The 24,482-nt window shown below is 61.3% G+C and carries 13 protein-coding genes and 1 pseudogene; 7 read left to right on the forward strand and 7 right to left on the reverse strand.

Translation table 11 applies throughout. The annotated features are described in order from the left end of the window. Positions 1-14: 14 nt before the first annotated feature. Complete coding sequence (locus U1A53_RS10875) at positions 15-5,018, reverse strand: DUF1800 family protein (RefSeq protein WP_322280815.1); 5,004 nt, start codon at positions 5,016-5,018, stop codon at positions 15-17. A gap of 150 nt (positions 5,019-5,168) precedes the next feature. On the opposite strand from U1A53_RS10875, the gene U1A53_RS10880 reads away from it, so the two are divergent. Then, positions 5,169-6,596 (forward strand): DUF1501 domain-containing protein, encoded by a 1,428-nt coding sequence (locus tag U1A53_RS10880; protein WP_322280817.1) that lies wholly within the window; start codon positions 5,169-5,171, stop codon positions 6,594-6,596. 7 nt (positions 6,597-6,603) lie between these two features. Here the strand turns inward: U1A53_RS10880 and U1A53_RS10885 are convergent, their stop codons facing one another. Together U1A53_RS10885 and U1A53_RS10890 are read right to left on the reverse strand one after the other, a co-directional pair. Next, positions 6,604-8,805: a M60 family metallopeptidase gene (locus U1A53_RS10885; protein WP_322280819.1), complete on the reverse strand. Its 2,202-nt coding sequence runs from the start codon at positions 8,803-8,805 to the stop codon at positions 6,604-6,606. A 20-nt stretch (positions 8,806-8,825) separates the two neighbouring features. Continuing rightward, complete coding sequence (locus U1A53_RS10890; RefSeq protein ID WP_322280821.1) at positions 8,826-9,425, reverse strand: XRE family transcriptional regulator; 600 nt, start codon at positions 9,423-9,425, stop codon at positions 8,826-8,828. A gap of 113 nt (positions 9,426-9,538) precedes the next feature. On the opposite strand from U1A53_RS10890, the pseudogene U1A53_RS27070 reads away from it, so the two are divergent. Continuing rightward, positions 9,539-11,854, forward strand: a pseudogene (locus U1A53_RS27070) (homocysteine S-methyltransferase family protein); the annotation flags it as partial. Continuing rightward, the gene (locus U1A53_RS27075; protein WP_345786486.1) at positions 11,837-14,383 is read left to right on the forward strand and encodes a vitamin B12 dependent-methionine synthase activation domain-containing protein; all 2,547 of its coding nucleotides are present in this window, start codon (positions 11,837-11,839) and stop codon (positions 14,381-14,383) included. The pseudogene U1A53_RS27070 and the gene U1A53_RS27075, both read left to right, overlap by 18 nt. Before the next feature lie 70 nt (positions 14,384-14,453). On the opposite strand, the gene U1A53_RS10900 is transcribed toward U1A53_RS27075, so the two are convergent. Continuing rightward, entirely contained in the window at positions 14,454-16,631 is a 2,178-nt protein-coding gene (locus tag U1A53_RS10900) for a PBP1A family penicillin-binding protein (RefSeq protein ID WP_322280825.1), read from the reverse strand. Positions 16,632-16,771: 140 nt separating this feature from the next. Between U1A53_RS10900 and U1A53_RS10905 the strand changes: the two genes are divergently transcribed. Genes U1A53_RS10905 through U1A53_RS10920 form a run of 4 tightly spaced genes read left to right on the forward strand, consistent with a single transcriptional unit; the run spans position 16,772 to position 20,418 of the window. Further along, positions 16,772-17,902, forward strand: coding sequence for a hypothetical protein (locus U1A53_RS10905; protein ID WP_322280826.1), 1,131 nt, complete (start codon positions 16,772-16,774; stop codon positions 17,900-17,902). After that, positions 17,899-18,900: an Ig-like domain-containing protein gene (locus U1A53_RS10910; protein ID WP_322280828.1), complete on the forward strand. Its 1,002-nt coding sequence runs from the start codon at positions 17,899-17,901 to the stop codon at positions 18,898-18,900. The genes U1A53_RS10905 and U1A53_RS10910 overlap by 4 nt, the downstream gene beginning before the upstream one ends. 52 nt (positions 18,901-18,952) lie before the next feature. Beyond that, positions 18,953-20,008, forward strand: a complete 1,056-nt coding sequence (locus U1A53_RS10915; protein WP_322280830.1) for a DUF3500 domain-containing protein — start codon at positions 18,953-18,955, stop codon at positions 20,006-20,008. Positions 20,009-20,025: 17 nt separating this feature from the next. Then, entirely contained in the window at positions 20,026-20,418 is a 393-nt protein-coding gene (locus U1A53_RS10920) for a c-type cytochrome domain-containing protein (RefSeq protein ID WP_322280831.1), read from the forward strand. Between the two features lie 238 nt (positions 20,419-20,656). On the opposite strand, the gene U1A53_RS10925 is transcribed toward U1A53_RS10920, so the two are convergent. The 3 genes from U1A53_RS10925 to U1A53_RS10935 all read right to left on the reverse strand — a co-directional run bounded on the left by U1A53_RS10925 (position 20,657) and on the right by U1A53_RS10935 (position 24,439). Further along, positions 20,657-21,832 (reverse strand): fatty acid desaturase, encoded by a 1,176-nt coding sequence (locus U1A53_RS10925; protein ID WP_322280832.1) that lies wholly within the window; start codon positions 21,830-21,832, stop codon positions 20,657-20,659. A gap of 406 nt (positions 21,833-22,238) precedes the next feature. Beyond that, positions 22,239-23,492: an MFS transporter gene (locus U1A53_RS10930; protein WP_322280834.1), complete on the reverse strand. Its 1,254-nt coding sequence runs from the start codon at positions 23,490-23,492 to the stop codon at positions 22,239-22,241. A gap of 68 nt (positions 23,493-23,560) precedes the next feature. Then, the gene (locus U1A53_RS10935) at positions 23,561-24,439 is read right to left on the reverse strand and encodes a DUF4238 domain-containing protein (RefSeq protein WP_322280835.1); all 879 of its coding nucleotides are present in this window, start codon (positions 24,437-24,439) and stop codon (positions 23,561-23,563) included. Positions 24,440-24,482: the final 43 nt, after the last annotated feature.

The following is a 24,482-nucleotide window of genomic DNA, read 5'->3' on the forward strand; positions in this document are numbered from 1 at the left end:
AAAAAAGCTGAAACTCAACGCATCACCGCCCCCTCCGGGCAGGTCAGCGCAAGATAGGCGGCCACGCGGACGCGTGCGGCCGATTGATAGGCGGGGATTTGAGCGAGGGTATTGAGGATGAGCGTGCGGGTGGATGCCTTCATCTGCCCGGCGCAGAACAGCAGGTTCAAATGGTCCATCAAGCGCTCCGGCGATGATGCCAGTATTGATTCCTGGGCGATGCCGAGCGGGAAGCGATACGTCTCCCATAGGCTGAATCCCTCTTCCAGCATGTGCCAGAGGCGATTGGGGAAGGAGATCGAACTGTAGCTGTCCGTGATCTGAAACACCGGCCCGGCGAGTCCATTCTGAGTCAGCAGTCCCGGCGCGCGATACTCCGGGCGATAGAAATTGAACACGCTCGGCGAGTTCGTCGGCGCCTGGCGGCTCTCGTTGTAGAAGTCACTCCAGTCCCACCACAGCAGATCGGGCACCTGCTTCATGCCAAACACACGCGCCATCGCCATGGTGCGGACGACAGGCTCCTTCAGCCGCCCAAATCCAGCCGCCTGCGTGCCAACAGGCGCGCGCGCCTCATCATCGAGCAAGATCGCGCGCACCACCGCTGCCAGATCACCACGCACGCCGAGGCCGTTGTCGGCAAAGACCTGCCCCACGCGCTGCACATAGGCCGGGCTCGGATTGTCCGTGACGAGGAACTGGATCAACTGCTTCCCGACGAACACGCCCGTATTCGGATGCATGAACAAATGATGGATCGCGTCCCGCACATCACGCTGCGCGTTCTCCTGCGTGGCCGCGCGGGCAGGAATCACAAAATTTCGCAGCAGCGTCTTCGCGCCGAAGTCATGGCGGTCCGCGTGCAGGCTCATCGGTGTGGCGTAGTCCTGCTCCGTCCAGCCGCCGCCGCCCCAGTTGTAGCTGCCAAACCAAAAGCCCGTCATCACACGCGCGAGCTGCGTGATCTCGGCATTGGAGTACGTCGGAACCGGGGCCCCGAGACCGTCGAGCTGTCTTGAGCCATCGGGATTCAGCTCCCACAGGCCCACGCTGAAGAGCTGCATAACCTCGCGCGCATAGTTTTCATCGGGATAGCGATTGATGCCCGGATCAGCCTTCTGATTGCCCACATGGCTCAAATACCGGCCCATCACCGGATGCATCGTCACCTCCATCAGCACGTCTTCATAATTGCCGAAGGCATGCCGCACAAAGAGGTCATAAAAATCCGCCATGCCGAGGCAGCGGTTCTCTAAATTCGCATCACGGCGCGAAGCCACGAGAATCTGGCTCAGCGCAAACGCGACGCGTTGCCGCAACTGATCCGGCCCCTGGATGGCCGCGCGGGCAAAGGCCGTCTGCATGTTGTTGCCGAACAAAAACGGATCGGCATCACCGCCGCCGCGGCTGTAGTTGCTGCGACTGCGCTGCGTCGTCATGTCCGCGAAGATTGTCTGGATATAGTCCGAATGCCGCGTTTGCGGCAGCCCCATCTGCTCCGTGATCCACGCCGAGTAGCCGAGGGTCTGCACACGTTGAACGTCCTCCAATGTCGGTCCAAACGTGGCCTGCATCAGGAAACGCGCAGCCTGCACGCGTGAAACCGCTCCCGCACTGCCGCCAGCGAATCCGCCATCGCCGTCCGCGCCTTGCAGTTGCTCGATCAGCGTCGCGTAATCACCGCTCAGCGTCGTTTCCGCCGTGCCATCGTTGTTCGCGTCAATGCTCACGGCACTACGTGTGCTCGTGGCCAGGGTGGTGGAGGAGCCGAGCACGTTTGACTCCGTCCAGTCGCTCACGCCATCACCATCCGTGTCCAGATTGTCCACGCTGGCACGGTAGAACGTATTTGGGCCTCCAAGACCAAACGTCTGCCGATACTCATTCCCCACCATCACCGGCAGACCCGGCGCGAGGCTCCATGAAGCCAGATCTGTGCTTTGCAGCACGCGATGCCGCTTCCACGGCAAAACCGGCCAGCACACCGTCAAATCAGCCCCGCCACGAATCACATCACTCCACAGCCGCGACCGTGCATCACGCGGATTCGTCCCCGCCATGGCCTCCGCCGCGTTCGTCATGCCGTCGCCATCCTCATCGTCGAGAGATAGCAGGCCAAAATCGCCAATCCACTGCTCCCAGGCATCCGAAAGGCCGTTGCCATTCAAATCCTCGCCATTCACTCCCGCAGGCGCGCCGCGATACAACGGCGGCAAACTCGTCGCGAGCAGCGGATCACTGCTGCTGTCGGTCTCGATGCCATCCTTCGCCAGATCATCATCACTGTCCGCATCATTCGGAAGTGTTCCTGCCAGATACTCACGCACGTTCGTCAGGCCGTCGGCATCGCCATCTAAAGAACCATCCGCCGCCGAGTTTTTGTTCAGACCATGCAAATCCTCCCACACGTCCGGCATGCCATCCTCGTCCGTGTCTTTGAAAGCGGCAAAGGCAGGGGTGTCTTCCAGCGGTGTGCTCTGGAAATAAACCCTCACGCCATCGTGTTGCGACAGCGACAGGCGGTTCGCCACCGCTGGATCACTGCGATCCTGCCATGTGGCCAGCCCATCATGCACATTTTGCGCCAGGGCACAGTTTGTGAATGTGCGGCTCACCACGGTTTGACTCATGTCTTGATTCGTGATGCTGAACGTGAAGTTCCACGCCGTGCGATTGCCCGTGCTGCTGCCCTGGATGCGGAAACGCAGCCGGTCGCTGATGTCCGCCGCGCCATGGCCGCTGAAACCCAGCGCTGCCTTCAGATCGACCGGAAAGTCCTGCCAGTCCGCCTCCCAGATGTCCCACTCGTCATTGTCCGGGTGGCTGAAGCCGCCCAGCCAGCTCGAATAGAGAAAATGCGACACGCGGCCCGCTTTCACCCTCAACGCCACATTGAACGTGTCCGTGCTGGTCGCCGCCGCATTGCGGACTTGAAAGCTCATCATTTCATCATCTCCCCACTCCTGATCTGTCACACCACCACGCGAATGGTCCCACACGACCTGCACGTTCTCCACCACCCAGTCCAGCGTGCGTGGACTCGTGCTCACCACCGGCATCTGCGCGCTCACGGCATCGGCCAGCAGCGGGTTTGTCCACCCGTTCACCTCTTCCGCATCGCCACGGCCATCGTTGTCGCTGTCCGCATCATTCGGATTCGTGGGCGCGGGCAAAACGGCCGCCTCAGCGCCATCCGTGAGGCCATCGCCATCACTATCCGCGATTTGCGGGTTCGATCCCGTATCGCTGGCGCTCACCCAGGTGCCCGTGTTCGTCTCCACGGCATCCGTGAGGCCATCGCCATCGGTATCACGACTGCGTGGGTTGGTCTGGCGGTTCATCTCCGCCAGATTCGTCAAACCATCGGCATCCGCATCCAGCGCGGCATCCGCGACATCCGACCGAAGCTGATGCTGCCACTCAAACGCATCCGGCATGCCGTCCGCATCGCTGTCGAGTGTCGAATTCACGATCTGAATGCCATGCAGGCCCATTTCATACCAGCTCGTGCGCCAGAACTTCACGTTCACGCTGGAACCGGTCACGTTGCGGTAGCGAATGGCGTTGGCACGCCAGGGTTTGACCGCATCGGACTTCACCAACTCCACCAGCCGCGTTTCAGGCGCCGCGCTGCCCGTCATCACCCAGCGGTCCAGCAGCGGATCGTCATTCAGTCGTGTGTAGCCGATGGCTCCGTCATAATTCGCCCCCACATACACGATCACATCATACGTCGCGTAAGGAATGCCCGCGAGCGTGAGACTGCCGGGCGTGTCAGAAGACACATTCAGATAACCATGCAGCAGCTTCCGCGTGGAGCTGCCGCCCTGGCCGTTCGCCCACGCGCTGTTTGGCACGCTCCAGCTCATCGTCATGCCCGTTGCCACGCCCGAGCTGTTCACAATCACATCCGCCTGCGGGGTGGCGATGTCTGTGTGTGTTCCGGTTTGATTCCGCCAGCCCGTGAGCGCCCAGGTGTTGTTCCAAAAGCGCTGCGGCACCACACCAGTCGCCTCAACACTGCCAAGCGCGTTCTTGGGATTCAGCTCCGAGACAAAATTGATCCCAACAGCACCACCGAAAGCCGGAGGCGTGCTTGAGGCCGAGTTCGCCGTGTAGCCCGTGCGCACTTCCCAGGCATCGCCCGCACCATCGGCATCCGTGTCTGCCAACAGCGGATTCGAGGTCGTTTCCTCGCCATCGTTCAACGAATCGCCATCCGTGTCCGAATTCAGCGGATTCGTGCCAGCGGTGAATTCCGCTCCGTCGCTGAGACCATCGCCATCGCTGTCTTTGATCAGCGGCAGCGTCTGCGTGGCGAACTCCTGCGCATTCGTGCGCCCGTCATGATCCGCATCCTGCGCCGCGTCGGAGGCCAAGGCATCATTGAAACCGTGATCCTGCTCCCACCAGCGTGGCAGACCATCCCCATCCACATCCTGTGTCGCCAGCGGATCAATCTCCAGTGACAGCGCATCGAATATAATCCACCCGCTGGGCGATGAAGCCGGCGGTGGTGCCCGGTGGATCTCCAGCGTGTTTGCTCCCGTCACCGGCGTGAACGTCCCTGCGTTCGCCTCCACGATCAGCGTGTCGCTTTGCGTGTGGACCGCCGTCTTGAGAAGCACCCCGTTCCAAAACACCTCAAACTGATGGGTGCCGTAGCCCTCACCCGTGACAGAGGGTGCCACCTCCCAGCCACCCCAGACTTGGTGCAGGTTCAGCCGCATGCGCGCCGTGCCGGTGGCCTGCGCAGGCGTGAGCTGGAAATGCAGGCGAACAGACTGGTTGCCGTCATTCAGCCCATTCTCCAAATTTGTTTCCGGCTCGCCTGCGACGGTGCCGATCGGCAGGGGATAGGTGCCCGCGAAGTAAAAATCGTTGTCGCGGTTGGCGGCGCTGCCCGGCGCGGCATTCGTGGTCCAGGTCGGGTCGCCAAACTCATCCTGTGGATTCCCATCCCAAACACCCAAGGACCAAAGGGTCTCGAATTCCGCCTTCAGAGGCGAAACAAGCATTCCAAAGATCCAAATCGGCCAGAAACAGCGCATGACGCGGATTCTACCATCCACACGATGAACTGTCCAAGCCTCGGAAGGTGTGCACAACAATCAGGCCCTGCCTCCGAAGCGAAGAATTCCAGCCCGGCAGCCGTATGCTCTGCGCCCATGCCCTCCGCCTCGCCTCCCATCATCTGCTCCGGCCCTCTCGACCGGCGTGGGTTCATGCGGATAGGACTCACCGGATTCGCAAGCCTGAGCTGGCCTGGATTGCTGAAACTGCGTGCGGAAAATGCCGTGAAGCCCACACGCGAACGCACCGCCATTATCTTGGTGTGGTTGCGCGGTGGGTGCTCGCATCTCGACACCTACGATCCGAAGCCGGACATCGGCAGCGAGTATCGAGGACCGTTCAAGACGATCAAAACCAAGGTGCCCGGCATGCAGCTCACGGAGTTGCTCCCGTTGCAGGCGAAAATCGCGGACAAGTTCACGCTGCTGCGCTCGATGACTCACACAGGCGGCGGACATCCGGCGGGTTCGCTGCAAATGCTCAGCGGCGACCCTGATCCGCGCGACAAACCGAAGCCGCTGCTGCCCGACTGGATGACGGTGGCGAATTCCCTGCGCTCAAAGAACAAGCGCAGCAGCCCGCTGCCGAACTACGTCGGCGTAAACCCGATCATCAATTACGACAGCTTCACCATCGCCGGTCCCGGCTTCGTCAACGCCGCCTACTCGCCGCTGGCAGTATTGAGCGATCCCAGCCGCCCCGATTTCGCCGTTCCCAATGTCGGTCTGTCCAATCCATCCCAACTGGCCCGCCTCAATGACCGCATGGCGCTGCTGCACAGTCTCGACAAACTCGAGCGCAACGTCGATGCCGCCGGTGAAATGGGTGCGATGGACCAATTTGAGTCCCAAGCGATGACCCTGCTCACGAATCCGCAGACACGCCACGCCTTCGACCTCGGCAAGGAAGACAAGCGCACCCGCGAACGCTATGGCATGCACCGCTGGGGCCAGCAGTTGCTGCTGGCGCGTCGTCTTGTCGAATCCGGCGTTGAAATCATCACAAGCTGCCTCGACGGCCCGCAATGCGGTCGCGTGGGCAACTGGGACGATCATGCGGTGAATCACAATGTCTTCGAGGCGCTGCGTTTTCGTGCCGGAGCCTTCGACCAGGCCGTTTCAGCCTTGATCGAGGATGTGTATGCCCGTGGCCTCGACAAACGTGTGCTCGTCGTCGTCAGTGGCGAGTTTGGCCGCACGCCGAAGATCAGCCATGTCGCCAGTTCCGGTGCCGGCGAGGCCAGCGCTGCCGCAGGTGTCGTGCAACCGGGCCGCGATCACTGGCCGCGGGCCTTCACCAATCTCTGGGCCGGCGGCGGCCTGCAAACTGGCGGCGTCATCGGTGCCAGCGACAAACGCGGCGAAGACGTTGCCGAACACGCCTGCACGCCACACGACTTCCTCGCCACCATCTACCACCACCTCGGCATCGACTCCGCCAAGGAAACAATCAACGACTTCAGCGGCCGCCCCACTCCCATCGTGCCGAACGGCAGTCCGATTCGTGAATTGATCCGGATGTAAATCGTCCTCACATCCCCTTCGGCATCCAGGCCTCCAGCTTGCTCACTTCCGCCTTCGCGGATGAACTGACCGGAATGCCCCAGGCATCAAAGAACGGACCGAGGTTTTTGTTCGTGATTTTCGAATAGCGAACGAGGAACTGGTCGCGGCGCTCATCATCGCCTTTGGGGGCAGGGCCAAACTCGTTGCCAGCGAAGCTGTGGAGATACTTGCGCCAGCTTTCCCAGCCGAACTCCTGAATGAGCTGGATGTAGGTCGTCAACGCGAGGAACGGGCTGCTTTTCCACTCCTGCCATTTGTTGGCGGACTTCTTGATCTTCTGCACGTTCGCCTTGCGCTCCTCCTCGGTGATCGCGCCATGGCCGATGAGCCAGTCTTTCTTCAAGACCTCGTGGTAGCAGTACATGCCGATGACGTTGTTCGTGACTTCGCCGGTACCGTCGAAGGTGAAATCACCGCGCTGATGGTTGTGGCCGATCTCATGATAAAAACCCCAGCCGGGGAACTTCAGTTTGCCAAACGTCACCATCTCCGGCGCGGCGCTGGTCGGAATCATGATGGGATAGCCGCTGTGCATGTAACCGGCGCTGATCTGCACATCAGCAACGATGCGCTCGGGCCGTTTGCGCTCGGCGGTTTGATTGGTGATGTCGTCCTGCGCCTCGACCACCTTCTTCCAGAAGGTCATGAGTTCGGTCGGGTTATTCACGAGGCGACCAACCTCGGAGGGAAAGCTGATGATGAGCTTGTCACACGACATCTCGGCCCACGGCGCCGGACGCTGGCGAATCTCTTTCCACTTTGCGTCGTCATCCTGACCGAGAACGAACAGCGGCGCGGGAACACCATTTTGAATCGTCGCAGTGAAGGGCGCGTCGTCCTTCGCGCGACCAGGAACCTCGATATAGATCAAACCGCCGAAGGCGCTGGCCGTTTTCGTCGTCGCAGTGGCCAGCGGCACGCTGCGGGCGATGTCGGGAGCGCGTTCCCATTTGTCTAAATGATACAGCGTGTCGCTATGGCAGCCGATGCGCACGGCGTAGCCTTTGTCGGCGAGATTTTCGGGCAAAGTGACCGTGATCGTCTCCCCTGCAGCCGCATAAAGCCCCGTGCTGGTCCAGCCAAGGATGGATGGCGTCACTTTAATCTCACCCGTGATGCGCGGAGCACCCGCAGGCACTTTGCCGGGGAAAACTTCATGCGCGGGATGAGCGGCCACACCTTCACCCGCAGCGAGACGCAGCACGCGCGTCTCCATTCCGAGGCGCAATCTCTGCGCGGCATGTTTGTCGGCAGTAAGCGGTGCTTGGGCCGTGGGGACTACCGCATCCGCTCCGGCATTGCCCAAGGCGGCGAGTACGGCGTTCTTCAAATTGCTGCGATCCGGCGGTTGCGCGGCCATGGCGATCTGGATCGCGTTCGTTCCCTGTTTCATCGCCACAGCTTCGAGCGCCGGGCCACCCTCACGCTGCTTTTTGATCGCGGCGATGGCCTCGGAGGCGTTCATCATCTGCGGCAACTCGATGCGCGCGTCGAAACCGCGAAGCTGGTCAAACGCGCTCATGTCCGTGATCGCCACGCCCGCAGGCATCAGCGCTTGATTCAATCCGTGTGACACCGCGAGGTCTTTGCCGCCGCTCGTCTGTCCAAAGGCCCAGCCCGTCATGCCGCCGATGAAACCGCCGCCAGCTTGGATGTATTCGGCCAGCACCGCGCCTTCCTCCGCTCCGGTGACGCCCTGCATGTTCAGGATGACGACATCGTAGTCGGACAGGTTCTTTTTCTCGATCGTGTCGAAGGTTTCGGCGTTGAAGCCGCGCTGCTTGAAGAAATTGACCGCGTTCACGCCTTTGAGCCCGATGCGTGGCTTCTCCTTGTTGCCAGCCCACTTGACACAGTTCTCCATGAGCTTCGCGTGATCACCGCCCTCGCCACCGCCGAGGTAGCTGTTGTGTCCAAACAAGATGACGCGCCCTTTGGCATACGCCGCCGCAGCCGCGACGGCGATTTCGACCCCATCCTTGTCCGGCGCGGAGAGAATCGGGAACGCGATGTTCCCCCAAATCCCCACCGGTCCCGGCGCACCCGCCTTCGGCACCGATTTGACGCCTTCGAGGATTTTAGCGCGTTCCGCGTTCACAAGCGCAGGCGGCATCTGCGCTTGGGCGAAGGCGCAAAACAAGAGGGGCAGGAGGATGGTTGGCTTCATGATTGGGTTGGGAAAAGCGCTCAGCGATAGATCACGACGAGAAACACCAGCGCCTCGCCTTTGCCGGTGTTCACGATGGCGTGCGGCACATCGGCTCGGTAGGTGCCGGAGTCGCCTTTGGTGAGTTCATCGGTGTCCTGGTCGGATTCGATGCGCACACTGCCTTCCTCGACGGTCAAAAACTCGCGAGTGCCTTCAAAGTGCGGCTGCGAGCGCAACGCGCCGCCGGGCTTCAGAGTGACCTCGTAAAACTCGACATCTTTCTCCAGATTCAGCGGTGAGAGCGTGCGGATCTCGTGATGCTTGTCGCTGCGGAAGACCTGGGCGCGGTCGCTGGCACGAATGACCTGAATTTTCGACGCGCTGGCCTCCGCGCTCTCGATCAGCTCCTGCAACGTCAGCCCAAAGGCCCGTGCGATGCGAAAGGTGACCGTCAGCGTCGGATTCGCCTTCTCGCGCTCGATCTCGCTGAGCATCGACCGGCTCACGCCGCTGACACTGGCGAGTTCTTCGAGCGACCAGCCGCGATCTCCTCGCAGCTTCTTCACACGCTTGCCCAAGTTCTCATTGATGGCCTCGGGGCTGGATTCGACAGGAGTGGTCTTGAGTTTGGCGGGCATGGGTGTCGGTATAACGGATGTTCGTCTTGTAAATTAGAATTTATATCACATGCTCAAATCATGATGCGTTGATATGACTGTTGACCTGCCCAGCTACGGCGCTAGTTTCGACCATGCCCGCCCGTCCCAATTGCCGCACTGAACTCGAAGCCGCCATGCGCCAGCGCATCTTGGTGCTCGATGGCGCCATGGGGACGACGATTCGCGGCTACAAGGAGAAGGGAGTGCTCGACGAGGCCTCGGCGCGTGGCGAGCGCTTCCGCGACAACGAGAAGGACATCCTGAACAACGGGGACATCCTCTCCATCACGCGCCCGGACATCATTGAGGACATCCATCGCCGCTTCCTGGAAGCCGGGGCGGACATCATCGAGACGAACACGTTTTCGGCCACGAGCATCGCGCAGAGCGAGTTCTTCGTGGAAGACCCGCGTGAGAAAGGCGGGCGCAAAGATCCTGAGTTCTTCCAGAAGATCATCGACGACAAGTTCCTCAACGACCTCGCCTGGGAGATCAATTTCGAGTCGGCCAAGCAGTGCCGAAAGTGGGCGGACATCGTGGCCGAAAAAACGGGCCGCAAGCGCTACGTCGCGGGTGCGGTGGGGCCCCTGACTGTCTCGCTGTCGCAGTTCCCGGATCTCACGGACCTGAGCTTCCGCTACGTCACCTTTGATCAGGTGAAGACTGCCTACGCGCATCAAGTCCGCGCTCTGATCGCTGGTGGTGTCGATACGCTCATGGTGGAGACGATTTTCGACTCCCTCAATGCCAAGGCCGCGCTGGTGGCGATTCGCGAGGTATTTGAAGCGGATGGCGTGGAGCTACCGATCCAGATTTCTGCCGCAGTCGGTCCGGGCGGAGAGACGATGATCTCGGGCCAGATCACGGAGGCTTACCTCAATGCGATGCGGCATGTGAAGCCGTTGTCGATCGGTTTGAACTGCTCGCTCGGGCCGGACAAGATGCGACCCTTCCTCGAAGAACTGGCGACGAAGGCCGATTGCTTTGTCTCCGCCTATCCGAATGCGGGCATGCCCAACCCGCTCGCACCAACGGGCTTTGATTTGCTGCCCCCGGACATGGCGAACTTCGCCACCGACTTCGCGAAGTCGGGCTTCGTGAACATCATGGGCGGCTGCTGCGGCAACACGCCGGAGCATATCGCCGCCATTGCCAAAGCCGTGGAAGGCCTGGAGCCGCGCCATGTGCCGACGCCGGAACCGATCATGCGTTTGAGCGGCTCGCAGCCCTACAATCACACGAAGGAAGCGAACTATCTCATGATCGGCGAGCGCACGAACGTCGCCGGTTCGCCGAAGTTCGCGAAGCTGATCAAGGAAGGCAAATTCGAGGAGGCGGTGGCCATTGCGCGTCAGCAGGTCGAGAACGGCGCGAACGTCATCGACATCTGCATGGACGAAGGTCTCATCGACGGCGTGCCGACGATGACGAAGTTTCTCAACCTGCTGCAAACCGAGCCGGAAGTCGCCAAGGTGCCGTTCATGGTCGATTCCTCGAAGTGGGAGATCATCGAGGCGGGCCTGAAAATGCTGCAAGGCAAGGGCATCGCGAATTCCATCTCGCTCAAGGAAGGCGAAGAAGCCTTCAAGGAACGTGCGCGCGCCATCAAGCGCTACGGTGCTGCGACAGTCGTCATGGCCTTCGATGAGAACGGCCAGGCGGCGACTTACGATGAGAAGATCCGCATCTGCGAACGCGCTTACCGCATCCTCGTCGATGAGGTGGGCTTCCCGCCGGAGGACATCATCTTTGACCCGAACATCCTCACTGTCGCGACGGGCATGGAGGAGCACAACAACTACGCGCTCGATTTCATCAACGCCACGCGCTGGATCAAGCATCACCTGCCCGGTGCCAAGGTCAGTGGCGGTGTGTCGAACATCAGCTTCAGCTTCCGCGGCAACAACCTCGTGCGCGAGGCCATGCACAGCGCCTTCCTTTATCATGCGATCCAGGCGGGCATGGACATGGGCATCGTGAATGCCGGCATGCTCGAAGTGTATGAGGAGATCCCAAAGGAACTGCTGCATAAGGTTGAGGACGTGCTGCTCAACCGTCGTCCCGATGCCACTGAGATCCTCGTCGATTACGCCGAGCAGTTCAAAGGCCAGGGCGGCGGCAAGAAGATCGAAGCCGATCTCCAATGGCGCGATGCGCCCGTCGAGAAGCGCCTCGAACACGCGCTGCTCAAAGGCATCACTGATTTCATCGCTGTCGATACCCAAGAGGCGCTCGATAAGCTCGGCAAGCCGCTGCTCGTCATCGAAGGCCCGCTGATGGACGGCATGAGCGTCGTCGGCGACCTCTTCGGCGCTGGTAAAATGTTCCTGCCTCAGGTCGTGAAAAGCGCGCGCGTGATGAAGCAAAGCGTCGCTTATTTGCAGCCCTTCATGGAGGCCGAAAAAGCCCGCAAAGCCCGCGAACGCGAGCTGCTCATCGAGATCGCCGAAAAAACCGCCACCGCGCTGCAAACCGGCAGTGATGTCATCGTCAGCGACGATTTCCATTACACGCCTTACGTCGGCCTCAGCCTCGAAGAACGCCGCATTGAAGTGAAGTTCGCCGCCGAGCTGGCCGCCGACCTCGAAGCCGCCTCCACCGAATACAAGCGCCGCTTTGACAACGTCCTCGACCGCAACAACGTCCAGGAACTCAGCCCCGACTACGCCGCCACCCGCGAAAGCCGCCAGCAATGGAGCGTCGCCACCCTGGAGCCAGCGGGGGCGTTTGTGGATTGGCTGTTTGCCAAAGTCCTGAGCAAGGCAGAGCCAAAAGACACCATCCTATTCAACGCAGGCGGTCAGGGAAGCGGCAAGACGACCGCCACGGCCGACATCAAGGTGACTGGCAATGCGATCCTTGTCATGGACGGCACGCTGCAAAACCATGCGCGCTCCGTGGAGCACTTCCGTTCTGCCTTCGCCGCTGGATGCTCGATTGAGCTGCGTTTCGTTTACTGCAACTGGCCAGATGCCGTTTGCAACATGGCAAAACGGGCCGCGAAAGGTGCGGGCCGCGTCGTTCCACTCAAACGAGCCGCCAAAGGCCACTTTGAAGCCGCCCGCACCACGCTAAAGCTCTGCGGTGAGTTCGCCGACAAACCTGAACTCGATGTCTTTGTCGTCGAAAACCGAATCGGCGAGCTGCCGCGCTCCTTAAATCTCGCCTGGCTCGCCGGGCATCTGCACAATTCCGTTGAGGAACTCCTCCAAACCGGCCAAACTACCCTACAAGATGAATTCAAACTCCACAGCGACGATCCAGACTACAGCGCCCGACTCCTGGCGCAATTTCAAGCCACGCCTCAGCCAGGAAGTGGCGGCGCGGTTTCGTCAGATCGAGGAGGGAACCCTGGAAGCTCTCAGCCGGGCATCGGGTCTGGACGGACGAGTGATGGAGAAGCCTGCGGCGGCTCCTCTTCAACGTCCCTGACCGCTGCCGATCTCATCCCGGCCGAGGCGGCGAAGCAGGGTGGTGGAAAGATCATCATGGCCACGGTCAAAGGTGACGTGCATGACATCGGCAAGAACATCGTCGGCGTCGTGCTGGCCTGCAATGGCTTCGAAGTCACCGACCTCGGCGTCATGGTGCCGTGCGACAAAATTCTCGCCGCTGCCATCGAGAAAGGCGCGGACGTCATCGGCCTCAGCGGACTGATCACGCCATCGCTCGATGAAATGGCTCACGTCGCGTCCGAAATGGAACGCCGCGGCATGAAGATTCCGCTTTTGATCGGCGGAGCCACCACCAGCCCCGCGCACACAGCCATCAAGATCGCGCCGCATTACTCCGGGCCAATCGTGCATGTGCTCGATGCCTCCCGCAGCGTGCCGGTGACGACTTCTTTGATCAGCGATGAAAACAGAGACGCCTACATCGCCGAAAACGAAGCGCGCCACATCCGTTTGCGTGAAGAATACGGCAAGAAGAAGGAGCGCAAGCTGCTCAGCATCGCCGAATCACGCGAGAAGGCCTTCAAGTGCGACTGGAGCACGCAGGAGATCGCAAAGCCGAGCTTCATCGGCACGAAGGTTCACGAAGGCGCCGACATGGTCGCCACACTGCGTCCGTACATCGACTGGTCGCCCTTCTTCCACTCGTGGGAGTTGCGCGGACGCTGGATCACGGCGGAAGGCCGTTTCTCTTCCTCGCATGAAGATGCCGAGATGAAAGTGAAGGCTGAAGAAGAAGCGGTGAAGCTGTTTAAAAGTGCCAACGATCTGCTCGACCGCGTCATCGCCGAGAAACGCTTCAACCCGCGCGGCGTGTTCGGCTTCTTCCCGGCGAACAGCATCGGCGACGACATCGAAGTCTATGCAGAGGATGGCAGCGTGCGCTGCACCTTCCACACGCTGCGTCAGCAGGTGATCAAGAAAGACACACCGAACTACGCCCTCAGCGATTACATCGCGCCGAAAAACAACGGCCGCGCCGATTACATTGGTGGATTCGTCGTTGGCATTCATGGTGCGGATGACTTCGCGCACGAGTTCGAGAAGGCGCATGATCCCTTCAGCGCCATCATCGTCAAAGCGCTCGCCGACCGCCTCGCCGAAGCCTTCGCCGAATACCTGCACAAGCAGGCACGCGTGGCCTGGGGTTATGAAAATCCCGAGGACTTCACGAATGAAGACCTCGTCAAAGAGCGCTACCGCGGCATCCGCCCGGCTCCAGGCTATCCTTCACAACCCGATCACACCGAGAAGCCAATTCTCTTTGACCTCCTTGATGCTTCGGCCAAAACCGGCGTCGAACTCACCGAAAGCATGGCCATGCACCCCGGCAGCGCCGTCAGCGGCCTCTACTTCAGCCATCCTGACGTGCATTACTTCGGCATCAGCGTTCTGGCCAAAGACCAGGTCGAAGATTACGCCAAGCGCAAAGGCATGACGCTCGCCGAAGCCGAGAAGTGGCTCGGACCTTGGCTGGGGTATTGAGTGCCGAAAGTAGCCCTGTTCCTGTGGAGCAGGGATTCCTTGTTGCGCAGGAACAAGGCAACTTTGCGCCTCACCGAAACCACCGGCGGATGCGGTCAAACAGGCCGCTGCGCGAGGGTTGCTGCATGCGCTGTGGCGGAGGCGCGGCGTAGCCCTGGTGCTCCGCGCAGAAGTTTTGCGGCACCAGATCGTAGGGCAGCGCTTCCTCATACGCGGTGCGGGCATGGCCGCAGCCGTCGGTGGCGAGCTGGCTGCTCACGCGGCACAGCGTGACGCGTGAAAGCGGCAGCGTGACCTTGGGGATTTCGGTCTTGTAGCCGAGCGCGATGGCTTTCTTCATCACATCGGCCCAGATCGGCAGCGCCAGTGTTCCACCGTAGCCTTCCTCCACGATCGTCTGCGGTTTGTCGAGCCCCACCCACACGCCACAGCTCAGGCGGTCGGTGTAGCCGGCGAACCACGCATCCTTGTAATCATTCGTGGTGCCGGTCTTGCCGCCGCCGGGCTCCTTGAAGCCGTAGGTGCTGCGCAGGGCCGCCGCCGTGCCGCGATCCAGCACCTGCGCGAGGATGTGCCGCATCAAATGGGCGACGCTGGGCGTGATGACCTCGGCCTCGAGCACGGGCGTCTGGTAGATGATGTTGCCCGCCTTGTCGATGATGCGGTCGATGAGGAAGGGGCGGCGGCGCAGGCCTTGATTCGGGAAGATGCTGATCGCGCTGGTGAGCTGGCGTGGATTGCCGCCAAGGTTGCCGATGAAGATCTGCGGCGTGCGTTCGGCGGGCTGGTTGAATCCGGCGTTGGTGAGCAGGCCGATCACGCGGTCGAGACCAGCGTAGTTGCCAAGGCGCACGGTCATGGTGTTGCGGCTGCGCACGAGGCCGTCGGTGACGGTGGCCATGCCGAGAAATTTGTTGTCCGAGTTCTGCGGACTCCAGTTCGGGTCGGCACCGTCGATCTCACCGGGCTGGATGGGCGCGTCGTTGATCAAGGTGCCGGGCATGAAGCCGGCGGAGACACCCGCGGCATACACAAACGGCTTCACCGTCGATCCGATCTGCCGCTCGCCCTGCGTGGCGCGGTTGTACTTGCTGTGGCGGTAGTCACGCCCGCCGACGACGGCCAGGATGCCGCCGGTCTCGTTGTCGAGCATCATGAGCGCTCCCTGGAGGTAAGGCGTGCTGGTGATCTCCAGCGTTCCGTCCCAGGTCTTGTCAAAATCCGCTTTCTTCGGGTGCTGGAAGCCGCGCTGCTTTTCGACGGCGGTGAGGCGCTTCTCCACCGAGGCCTCGGCGGCGTCTTGCAGCTCCTTGTTCAGCGTGGTGAAGACCTGCAGGCCGCCGTCCTCGATCTCCTGCTGCTCCAGGATCAAATCAAGGTCGCGACGCACGGTGTCGAGCGCATAGCCGCCCTGGCTTAGAAACACGGGCTGCGCATGCAGCGCGATGTCCGCATAGCGCGCGGCCAGTTCCTCCTCCGGTGTGATGACCTTCGTCTCCACCATGCGCTGGAGCACCGTGTCGCGCTCTTTGAGCGCTCCTTCGTAATTGCGGAAGGGGGAGAAACGCACGGGGCTGCGGATGATGCCCGCGATCATCGCCGCCTCGCTCAGGTTGAGCTGGCTGGCATGTTTGCCGAAGTACACCTGGCTGGCGCGCTGCACGCCGTAAATGCCCGGGCCGTAGAAGATGCGGTTCACATAGTGCTCGATGATCTGCTCCTTCGAGCAGGCCTTCTCGATGCGCCGGGCCAGCATCATCTCCACCAGCTTGCGGTGCAGGCTGCGGTCGTCGAGGTCGGGGTAGCTGTTGCGTGCGAGCTGCATCGTCAGCGTGCTCGCTCCCTGCACCACGCGCATCTCCTTCACATTGCGCACCGTTGCGCGCGCCACGCCTTTGTAGTCGATGCCGCTGTGGCTGTAGAAGCGTGAATCCTCGCGGGCGAGCAGCGCCTTCACAAACCAGGGAGATACTTCGCTCAACGGCACGATGATGCGGTTCTCGCCATGCATGCGGCCGAGGATCTCGCCCTTGTAATCCATCACGATGGTGCGCTCCGGCATCTGGCCGAGCTTCGTGAGGTCGTAATCCTTCGCCAGATGACTGTAGATGCCGATGACCACCGCCGCCGTCAGCGTGCAAAGCAGCGAGCCGCCCATGACCACGATCAACGTGAGCCGCTTGAGCGACTGCCAGCGCGACAAAGTGCGTTTTGGCGGCTTGCGGTCTTCAGGGGGCGTTTTTTTCATGCGGCTTGTACGGGGTCGTTGTTTTCAAGGAAAGATCAAGCCTCAGACGATGAACTCCGTGTGAACTTCGATTTCATCTTTGTTCGTGACATTCGCCCGGCCAATCCCGTACCATCCCGCGAATCCCAATCCAACCAGCCATGAAAGCCATCTGCCTCTCCTTTGTGTTTGCCGCCACGCTCGGTGCTTCCGCAGCGCCGGTCGCCGCCTCCCGCCTCATCGAATCGCCGCAGACCGGCGGTTTGAAACTCCAGTCCCTCAGTTCGATCAGCTTCGGCCCCGAGGGGTTGCTGCTCGTCGCTGAACCGGGCACCGCCAGCATTCTCGCCATTCAGACCGGTGACACCGCTGCGACGAAGGCCGTGCTCAAAAAAACTGTGGCTGATGTAGGCGGGGCGATTGCCGACGGCCTCGGCGCGAAGAAGGAGGACATCACCGTCAAAGATCTCGCCGTGAATCCGGCCAGCGGCCGCATCTACCTCGCCGTGCAGCGTCGTCCTGACAATGCGGTGCTCATTGTAAGCGTCGATGCCGAGGGCAAGGTGGCTCCGTTGAATCTCGATCCGCTGCCCTGGGTGCGCGTCACGCTGCCCGGTGGCACCTCCAGCAAGGTCACCAACATCACCGACGTCGCCTTCGACAAGGACCGCGTGTTTGCCACCGGCACCTGCAATGAGGAGTTCGCCTCGCGCATCTTCACCATCCCCGTGCCGATCAAGAATGGCGCCACGGCCAGCGTGTTCAGCGCGGAGACGTATCATGTGGCGCATCGCAAGTGGGAGACGAAGGCCCCGATCCAGAGTTTCGTCCCGTATCAATCGAAGGAAGGCACGTTTGTGGTCGGTGCCTTCGCCTGCACGCCGGTGGCGAAGTTCAAGGTTGATGACATCCAGAGTGGCGCGCAGGTCAAAGGCGTGAGCATGGTCGAGCTCGGCAGCGGCAACCGTCCGCTCGATCTCTTCAGCTACGAGGACAAGAGCGGCAAGGAGTGGCTCGTCGTCCACACCCAGCGCTTCAAGCAGAACGCCTTCGGTCCCAGCAAGATGTGGGGCGCGCGCATCAGCATGGACTACCTCGACGCCAAGACGCCCGACAAGACGAATGAAAACGCCGCGCGTCGTGACGAGAAGGAGTCCAAAGGCCCCGAGGGCATCGAGATCGTCGATGCGCTGTTCGGCGCCGTGCAGGTGGACAAGCTCAGCAACACCGAGGCCATCATCCTGCGCGACACCGAGGGCACCCTGAGCCTCGAAGTCGCCGCGCTGCCGTGAAACGGTGGCTGGTATTGCATCTCCTCGGCTGCGTGATGCTTCACGCCGCCGAGGTGCGCGTAAACGAAGCCGGACAGGTCGAGGCACCGGGCAGCGATGTGCGGGTGTTTCGCGGTGAGGCGAAGGCGCCCTTGTTTGGCAGCGTCTCGAAGGAACAGGCCATCGTGCGCTTTGCGCCCGCGCTGCCCTTCGTGCCGGGAGAAAGCTATCGCGTCGAGTTTCAAAAGACAGACGGCACCTGGAGCACGCAGCGCTTGCGCTTTGAACTGCCGAAGGCCGTGGCGCCCACCGCCATCATGCTGCACTCCGACACACCGTTTCCGGCGAACGCGTTGAAGTTCTACCTGCACTTCAGCCAGCCGATGGAGCAGGGCGTGTTTCTCGACCGCATCACCCTGCATCGCCTGGATGGCAGCGTGGTTCAGGGTGCGTTTCGTGAAACGGAGCTGTGGTCGCCCGATGGCAAACGCCTCACGCTCTGGCTGCATCCCGGGCGGCAGAAGACCGGCGTTAATTTGAACAAGGATGAAGGCCCGGTGCTCGTGGAAGGGGAGACGTACACGCTGAAGCTCGCCGCCACGTGGCGCTCCGCCGCCGGGATCGCCTTGGGCAAGGAGATCACGTTCCCGATCACCGCCGGAGCCGTCGATCATGCCTGTCCTGAGCCGCAGCGTTGGAAGGTTACCGCTCCGAAACGCGGCACGCGCGATCCACTGCACCTCCTTTTCGATGAATCGCTCGATCCCGCCATGCTGTACTCCGCGCTGCACGTCCGCAGCGGCGATCAAGAGGTGAAGGGAGCGATCCATGTCGCGACAGACGCCCGGTCATGGTCGTTGATCCCTGCGGAGGAGTGGCCGCCCGGTCGCTACGAAATCGTCATCGACCCGCTGCTCGAAGACCTCGCCGGGAACAACCTCCTCGGACCCTTTGAGGTGGATCGCGACCAGCCGGTGACACCGGCCCAGGCCACGACGCTGCGCTTTGAGGTCCGGTAGCCATCGTCGGCAGCAAGAAGTGAATCCCTGGCGCGGTATGATGTCACCAGCCATGAACACACATCCCAACCCAGCGCCGCAGTTTTGCCCCGAATGCTCCGAACACGTCACGCCATCGGCCGCTCTAGGCCGGCGCGACTTCATGCGCGTGATGACGGGCGGAGCGATGGGAATGATGGGCGGCACGGCGCTGCTCTCTCCCACGACGGTGCGTGCGGCGAATGAAACGGCACGCGCGGCCAAGCCTGCGGAAGGACTGGCGCGGGAGCTCTTCAGCACGCTGACGCCGGAGCAAAAATCAGCGGTGGTGCTGCCTTGGGCGCATGGCGCTGATTCGGGCGTGGCGACACGCCTCAAGACGCACAACGCCGCGCCGCTCGGCAAGAAAATCGGCGAGCAGTTCACCAAGCCGCAGCAGGATCTCATCCAGCAGACCTTCAAGGCGATCCTGTCCGGCGATGAAGCCTATGACCGCATCAGCCGCCGTGGGAAGTGGGACAACAGCGGGGCCTTTGAAAACAACGGCATCGCCATCTTCGGCGATCCATCGGGCAAGGATCCCTTCTCCTGGGTCTTCGCCGGGCATCACCTGACCTTGCGCTGCGACGGCAACTCGCAGCCGAACACGGCCTTCGGCGGCCCGATGTATTACGGCCATTCCGCCAACGGCCACAGCGACGTGAACGTGTACAACGATCAGACGAAGGAAGTCATGAGCGTGTTTGACATGCTCAATGAACCCCAGCGCAAGCAGGCCGTCATCGTCGGCTCACCGGGTGACGGTGTCGGCGCGCTCAAGCCCAAGCTGGTGGACAAGCCGGCGACTGGCGTCGGTTACGGCGATCTGGACGAATCCCAGCGCACGCTGGTGGCTGGTGTCATGCGCAAGCTGCTGAGCCCCTTCCGCCAGGAGGATGGCGACGAGGTGATGCAGCTCATCAAGACCAATGGCGGCATGGAGAAGCTGCGCCTCGCTTTCTACAAGGACAACGCGGAGAAGGGCAATGACCGCTGGGACGCCTGGCGCATCGAGGGCCCCGGCTTCGTCTGGAACTACCGGGTGCTGCCGCACGTGCATTGCTTCGTGAACGTGGTCGCTCAGGCCTAGATCATTCCCGGCGGGCAATGCTGATCCGTCCTCATGTCCTCCTCTGCGGGCTGCTGCTTGGCAGCCTCGCCGAGGTCGATGCATGGGCGGACGACAAGCAGGCTGCGGCACCGGATTTCCAGCGGGACGTGCTGCCGATCTTCGAGGCGAAATGCCTCAGTTGCCACGGTGCAAAGCGCCGTGGTGGCAAGCTCGACATGCGGACGCTGGAATCCATGCTCACCGGCGGAGACACAGGCCCGGCGATCAAGCCGGGCAATGCGCAAAAAAGCCTGCTCATCGAGCTCATTCATTTCAAAGAGATGCCGCCGAAGAAAGAGAAGTCCGTCGTCACCAGCGCGGAGTTCGAGCTGCTGCGACGCTGGATCAACGCCATGCCGCCTGCCGCCGCCAGCAAGGCCCGTGGGTAGGGCGGCTGGTCCCCAGCCGCCGCTCGTGGTGTCACAGCGGGTTGAGGGCAACCCGCCCTACCTTCTCAAGAATCCTCTTCATCATCCTACTCCTCCTCTTCCTCCCTTGGTTGAATGCAGGGAGCAGGATTGGCATCGCAGCGCTACGAAGGATGGAGTCAATCAACGCCGAACCGATCCATCGAGTAGGAGGACGAGTAGGAATAGGACGAGTCAAAGCACGACTCGTGCCCCTCCCTCACTTCGCGTTCGGTTGGATGACGTGGCCGCCCTCGTTCTCGAAGTTCTGCACGGCCAGATCCTTGGCCTGGGCTTTCGCCGCCGCCTGCTCGCGGCGCACCTCGCGCATGCGGCGGTAGCCCACGAGCTTGCGCAGCTTTTCATCCCACAGGCGGAAGGCCAGGGACTTGAGGCTGGTGCGGATGGTCAGCGGCTTCACCTGCTGGAAGACGGGGTGTGAGTGGTGGCAGCGCTCCAGGTTGTAGTTCGGAATGCGCGTGCTGAGGTGGTGGATGTGGTGGTAGCCGATGTTGCCGGTGAACCACTGGAGGATGCGCGGCAGCTTGTAGAAGGACGAGCCTTGCAGCGCGGCGGCGGTGTAGTCCCAGTCTTCGTGATGCTCCCAGTAGGCGTCCTCAAACTGATGCTGCACATAGAACATCCACAGCCCCGCCGCGCCCACCACGCCGATGATGATGGACTGGATGATCAGATACGGCACAAGGCCGAACCACCAGATCAGCAGCAGCGCCATGCCCAGCAGCGCCAGGTTCATGAACCAGACCGAGCGCCGCTCGCGCAGGTCAGCGGCCCGTTTGGGAAAGCGCTGATGAATGATGAAGACGTAGAACGGCGCGATGACGAAGAGCACGATGGGATTGCGCGCCAGCTTGTAGGCAAAGCGCTGCCAGCGCGAGGCTTCGAGATACTCCTGTACTGTCATCGTCCACAGGTCGCCCACGCCACGGTTGTCGAGGTCGCCGGTGGTGGCATGGTGCAGCGAGTGCTCCCAGCGCCAGTGATGGTAGGGCGTGAAGGTCAGCAGGCCGGTGATGAAGCCGGTGATGTCATTGGCACGGCGCGATTTGAAAAACGATCCGTGGCCGCAGTCATGGAAGATGATGAACACACGGGCCAGCATCGCCCCGGCCAGCATCGCCAGCGGCACCACGATCCACCACGACACACTCAGGAAGTGGTGCATCAGGAGCCACAGCGCGGCATAGGGCACCAGCGTGTTCACCAACTGCCACGTGGCACGCCAGGTGGAAGGCTGCTGGTACTCGGCCACGATGGCCTTCCACTCGCGCACCGTGGGAAAGCGCGCGGCGGGCGCAGCCCCCGGCGCCGGGGCCTTGGGCAAAGGCGGCGGTGGCGGGAGGCCGAAGGGGGCGGTCATGGGGAGGGCGGACATGATCGAAAGGGGGATCAGGGTTGGGATGGTCGGGAACGCCGGTTCCGGCGGAACGAGTTCGCTCGTGGAACTCCGTGTGAAGGTTTGGACAGCCTTTGGACAGAAGCCGTTCACCCGGCCGGCTTCCTGCCTTCACGGCGGTAGCGGGCTTCTCGCACTCGAGGATACGCCTGACGCAAGACCCTGGCCGCTCTGTAGATCGGCGCTCTTACCCCGGGTTCCAAAGTCGGCAAAGCCGATGTGGTCCGCACACTCCGTGTGCGGCAGTCTGAACCGCACATGGAATGTGCGGACCACTCCAGTTTGTGACACAGACTGCCTGTCTCACGTTCCTCCGGGGTAGGGCGGCTGGCCCCCAGCCGCCGTCATCCCGGCGTGTGGGGGACCACGCGCCCTACCACCTCAGCTATTCGAAGATCTTCCGGTGCGGATTGATGAAGCCCCAGGCGACGGCTCCCACCAGGAAGAGGGCGCCGATGAGATACAGGGGAGCATTCCAGTCGTAGTGTTGTTGCAACCAGATCACGATCAGCGGACAAATCACGCTGCCGATCTGGCCGCTGGTGTTCATCGCTGCGCCCACCACGCCCGTATGACTGCCACCGATGTCGATGACCGTTCCCCAGGAGGCGCCGAGGGTGAACATGCTGGCCGCCACCGCGGTGGCGATGCACCACGCCGCGAGTTCTGGATGCGTGGTGGTCGTCGCTAAAAGCATGGCGCAGCCAGCGACGAGGTAGGAGGCGGCACCGACGCCCGCACGCCCGAGGCGCAATCCAAAGCGCCGCGTGACGGCATCCGTGGCCAGTCCGCCGAGCAGGTCCGCCACGATGCTGAGCAGGAGCGGCAGGCCGGAGAAAAAGCCCAGCCGCATCGCATCAAAGCCGTGCTGCTCCCGGAGATAATCCGGCAGCCAGGTGATGCAGAAGTAGAAGCCAAAGCTGTTGGGAAAATACATCAGGCAGAGCGGCAGGGTATTGCGGTGCCTCAGCAATTGCTTCCAATAAGCCCAGCCTTCGTGTAGCCCGGTGCTTTGATCGCGGCCTGCGACGATCTTTGCCAGTTCCGCCGGATTCACCGCAGGATGTTGCTCGGGATCATCCCGGAACCAACGGTGCCAGGCGATGGCCCACAAGATGCCGGGCACACCAAAGAGCACAAACGTCCAGCGCCATCCGCACAGGCCCGCCACCGCCAGCGCGATCAGCGGCGTCAATCCTCCCGTGACATGTGCGGCGGCAAAGAAGATGCCCTGGATCGTGCCGCGTTCGGATCGCGGGATCCAGCGGGAGAAAGTCCGCGCCATGTTCGGCCAAGCGCCGGCCTCACCGGCACCAAACAGAAAGCGGATGACCAGCATCGATGAGAAATTCCAGGCGGCGGCGGTGGCCATCGTAAACACGGACCACCACGCCACAATGCGCGTGAGCACTCGGCGCGTACCCATGCGGTCAGCCCACCAGGCCGTCGGAATCTCAAACGCTGCGTAAGCGATGGCGAAGGCGCTGTAGATCCAGCTCATCTGATCCTTGCTCAGCCCGAGATCCCGCCGGATGTCCGGCGACAACGTGGCGATGCACGCGCGGTCGAGATAGGTGACGGCCCCGAGAGCCAGCATGAAGCCGACAACACGGTAGCGGACGCGGGTGGAGGAGGGCATCGGGCAGTGAACGAGAAAATGCCCGGTATTCAACCAGCGCTCACGCATCTGTGTCGAAGTGGACAGTCTCAGGGATTCTTCCGAAGATCTTCAAAGCGCTTTACCATGTGAATCATTTCTTCCTCACTCAAAGAAGTTGCGCCGTTCTTGAAAGCGCGACCCGACTCCATGATATCCTTGGCCCTGTAGTGTTGAACCACAAAGGAGCCTACGTCATCCGACAATTCATGAGAGTAAATGAACGAATCACATGCACCAACGATGCGTTCATTTACATCATCAACAGTCTCACGGGCGACCGTTATGTGCCCCATGGGTGCAGCGGACGACGCAGTCCGAAATCCGAAGAGGGTCAAGTCAAGGGCGACAGGCATGAGGATGCTTCCGTACGAATCCATGGAGCACGGATTGTCACTCGTCAAAAATGCGTTCGTGCCTGTGGCCCGTAGCACAGTCCATTGGTATGAGTATTCCAAATCACGTCGAACTTCCGGCCAAAGTGCCTCAACGTGTTTTAGCACGTCCTGAGTATTGGCGTAACCCATAAACAAAGCTTTCGACTTGCGTCCTTCTATTTCGATTTCCTTAACTGAGGCGTTCTCGTAGTTGAGGATGCGGGCCAAACGATCCATTGACGAAGGAGTTCGCAGGAGTTGGGCGCTGACGAATGAAAACAAGTTGTCCAGCAGCGCTGTGTCAATGTTTCCATCCTTAATTCCCTTTCGAACACCAGGCCACTTGTCTTCAATCGTGGTCGACCAATTTTTGTCCAAAGGATGACAGCCGTAAAAGTCAGGCTCACATGCCACATAGCCTTTGATGCTCAGTTTCTTGCCATCCTTGCAACCGGGCCGGTAGACAGCGAGCTCCCCTCCGTTCCGACCGCGACGATACTCCGGCGTAAATCCGCGCAAATACGTCTTGGGCACATAATGGTCTTTTCCCATGACGCACCGTAGCTTAATCCGATTATTTCGCCAGAAGTGAGGA

This window comes from Prosthecobacter sp. (genome assembly GCF_034366625.1).
In the GTDB taxonomy this organism is placed as follows: Bacteria; Verrucomicrobiota; Verrucomicrobiia; order Verrucomicrobiales; family Verrucomicrobiaceae; genus Prosthecobacter.

Coding starts and splice junctions, on each gene's coding strand:
- U1A53_RS10900 (WP_322280825.1), bottom strand. CDS start 16,631: ATGAAAAAAACGCCCCCTGAAGACCGCAAGCCGCCAAAACGCACTTTG.
- U1A53_RS10905 (WP_322280826.1), top strand. CDS start 16,772: ATGAAAGCCATCTGCCTCTCCTTTGTGTTTGCCGCCACGCTCGGTGCT.
- U1A53_RS10930 (WP_322280834.1), bottom strand. CDS start 23,492: ATGCCCTCCTCCACCCGCGTCCGCTACCGTGTTGTCGGCTTCATGCTG.
- U1A53_RS10880 (WP_322280817.1), top strand. CDS start 5,169: ATGCCCTCCGCCTCGCCTCCCATCATCTGCTCCGGCCCTCTCGACCGG.
- U1A53_RS10885 (WP_322280819.1), bottom strand. CDS start 8,805: ATGAAGCCAACCATCCTCCTGCCCCTCTTGTTTTGCGCCTTCGCCCAA.
- U1A53_RS10875 (WP_322280815.1), bottom strand. CDS start 5,018: ATGCTTGTTTCGCCTCTGAAGGCGGAATTCGAGACCCTTTGGTCCTTG.
- U1A53_RS10890 (WP_322280821.1), bottom strand. CDS start 9,425: ATGCCCGCCAAACTCAAGACCACTCCTGTCGAATCCAGCCCCGAGGCC.
- U1A53_RS10935 (WP_322280835.1), bottom strand. CDS start 24,439: ATGGGAAAAGACCATTATGTGCCCAAGACGTATTTGCGCGGATTTACG.
- U1A53_RS10925 (WP_322280832.1), bottom strand. CDS start 21,832: ATGTCCGCCCTCCCCATGACCGCCCCCTTCGGCCTCCCGCCACCGCCG.
- U1A53_RS10915 (WP_322280830.1), top strand. CDS start 18,953: ATGAACACACATCCCAACCCAGCGCCGCAGTTTTGCCCCGAATGCTCC.
- U1A53_RS10920 (WP_322280831.1), top strand. CDS start 20,026: ATGCTGATCCGTCCTCATGTCCTCCTCTGCGGGCTGCTGCTTGGCAGC.
- U1A53_RS27075 (WP_345786486.1), top strand. CDS start 11,837: ATGGAGGCCGAAAAAGCCCGCAAAGCCCGCGAACGCGAGCTGCTCATC.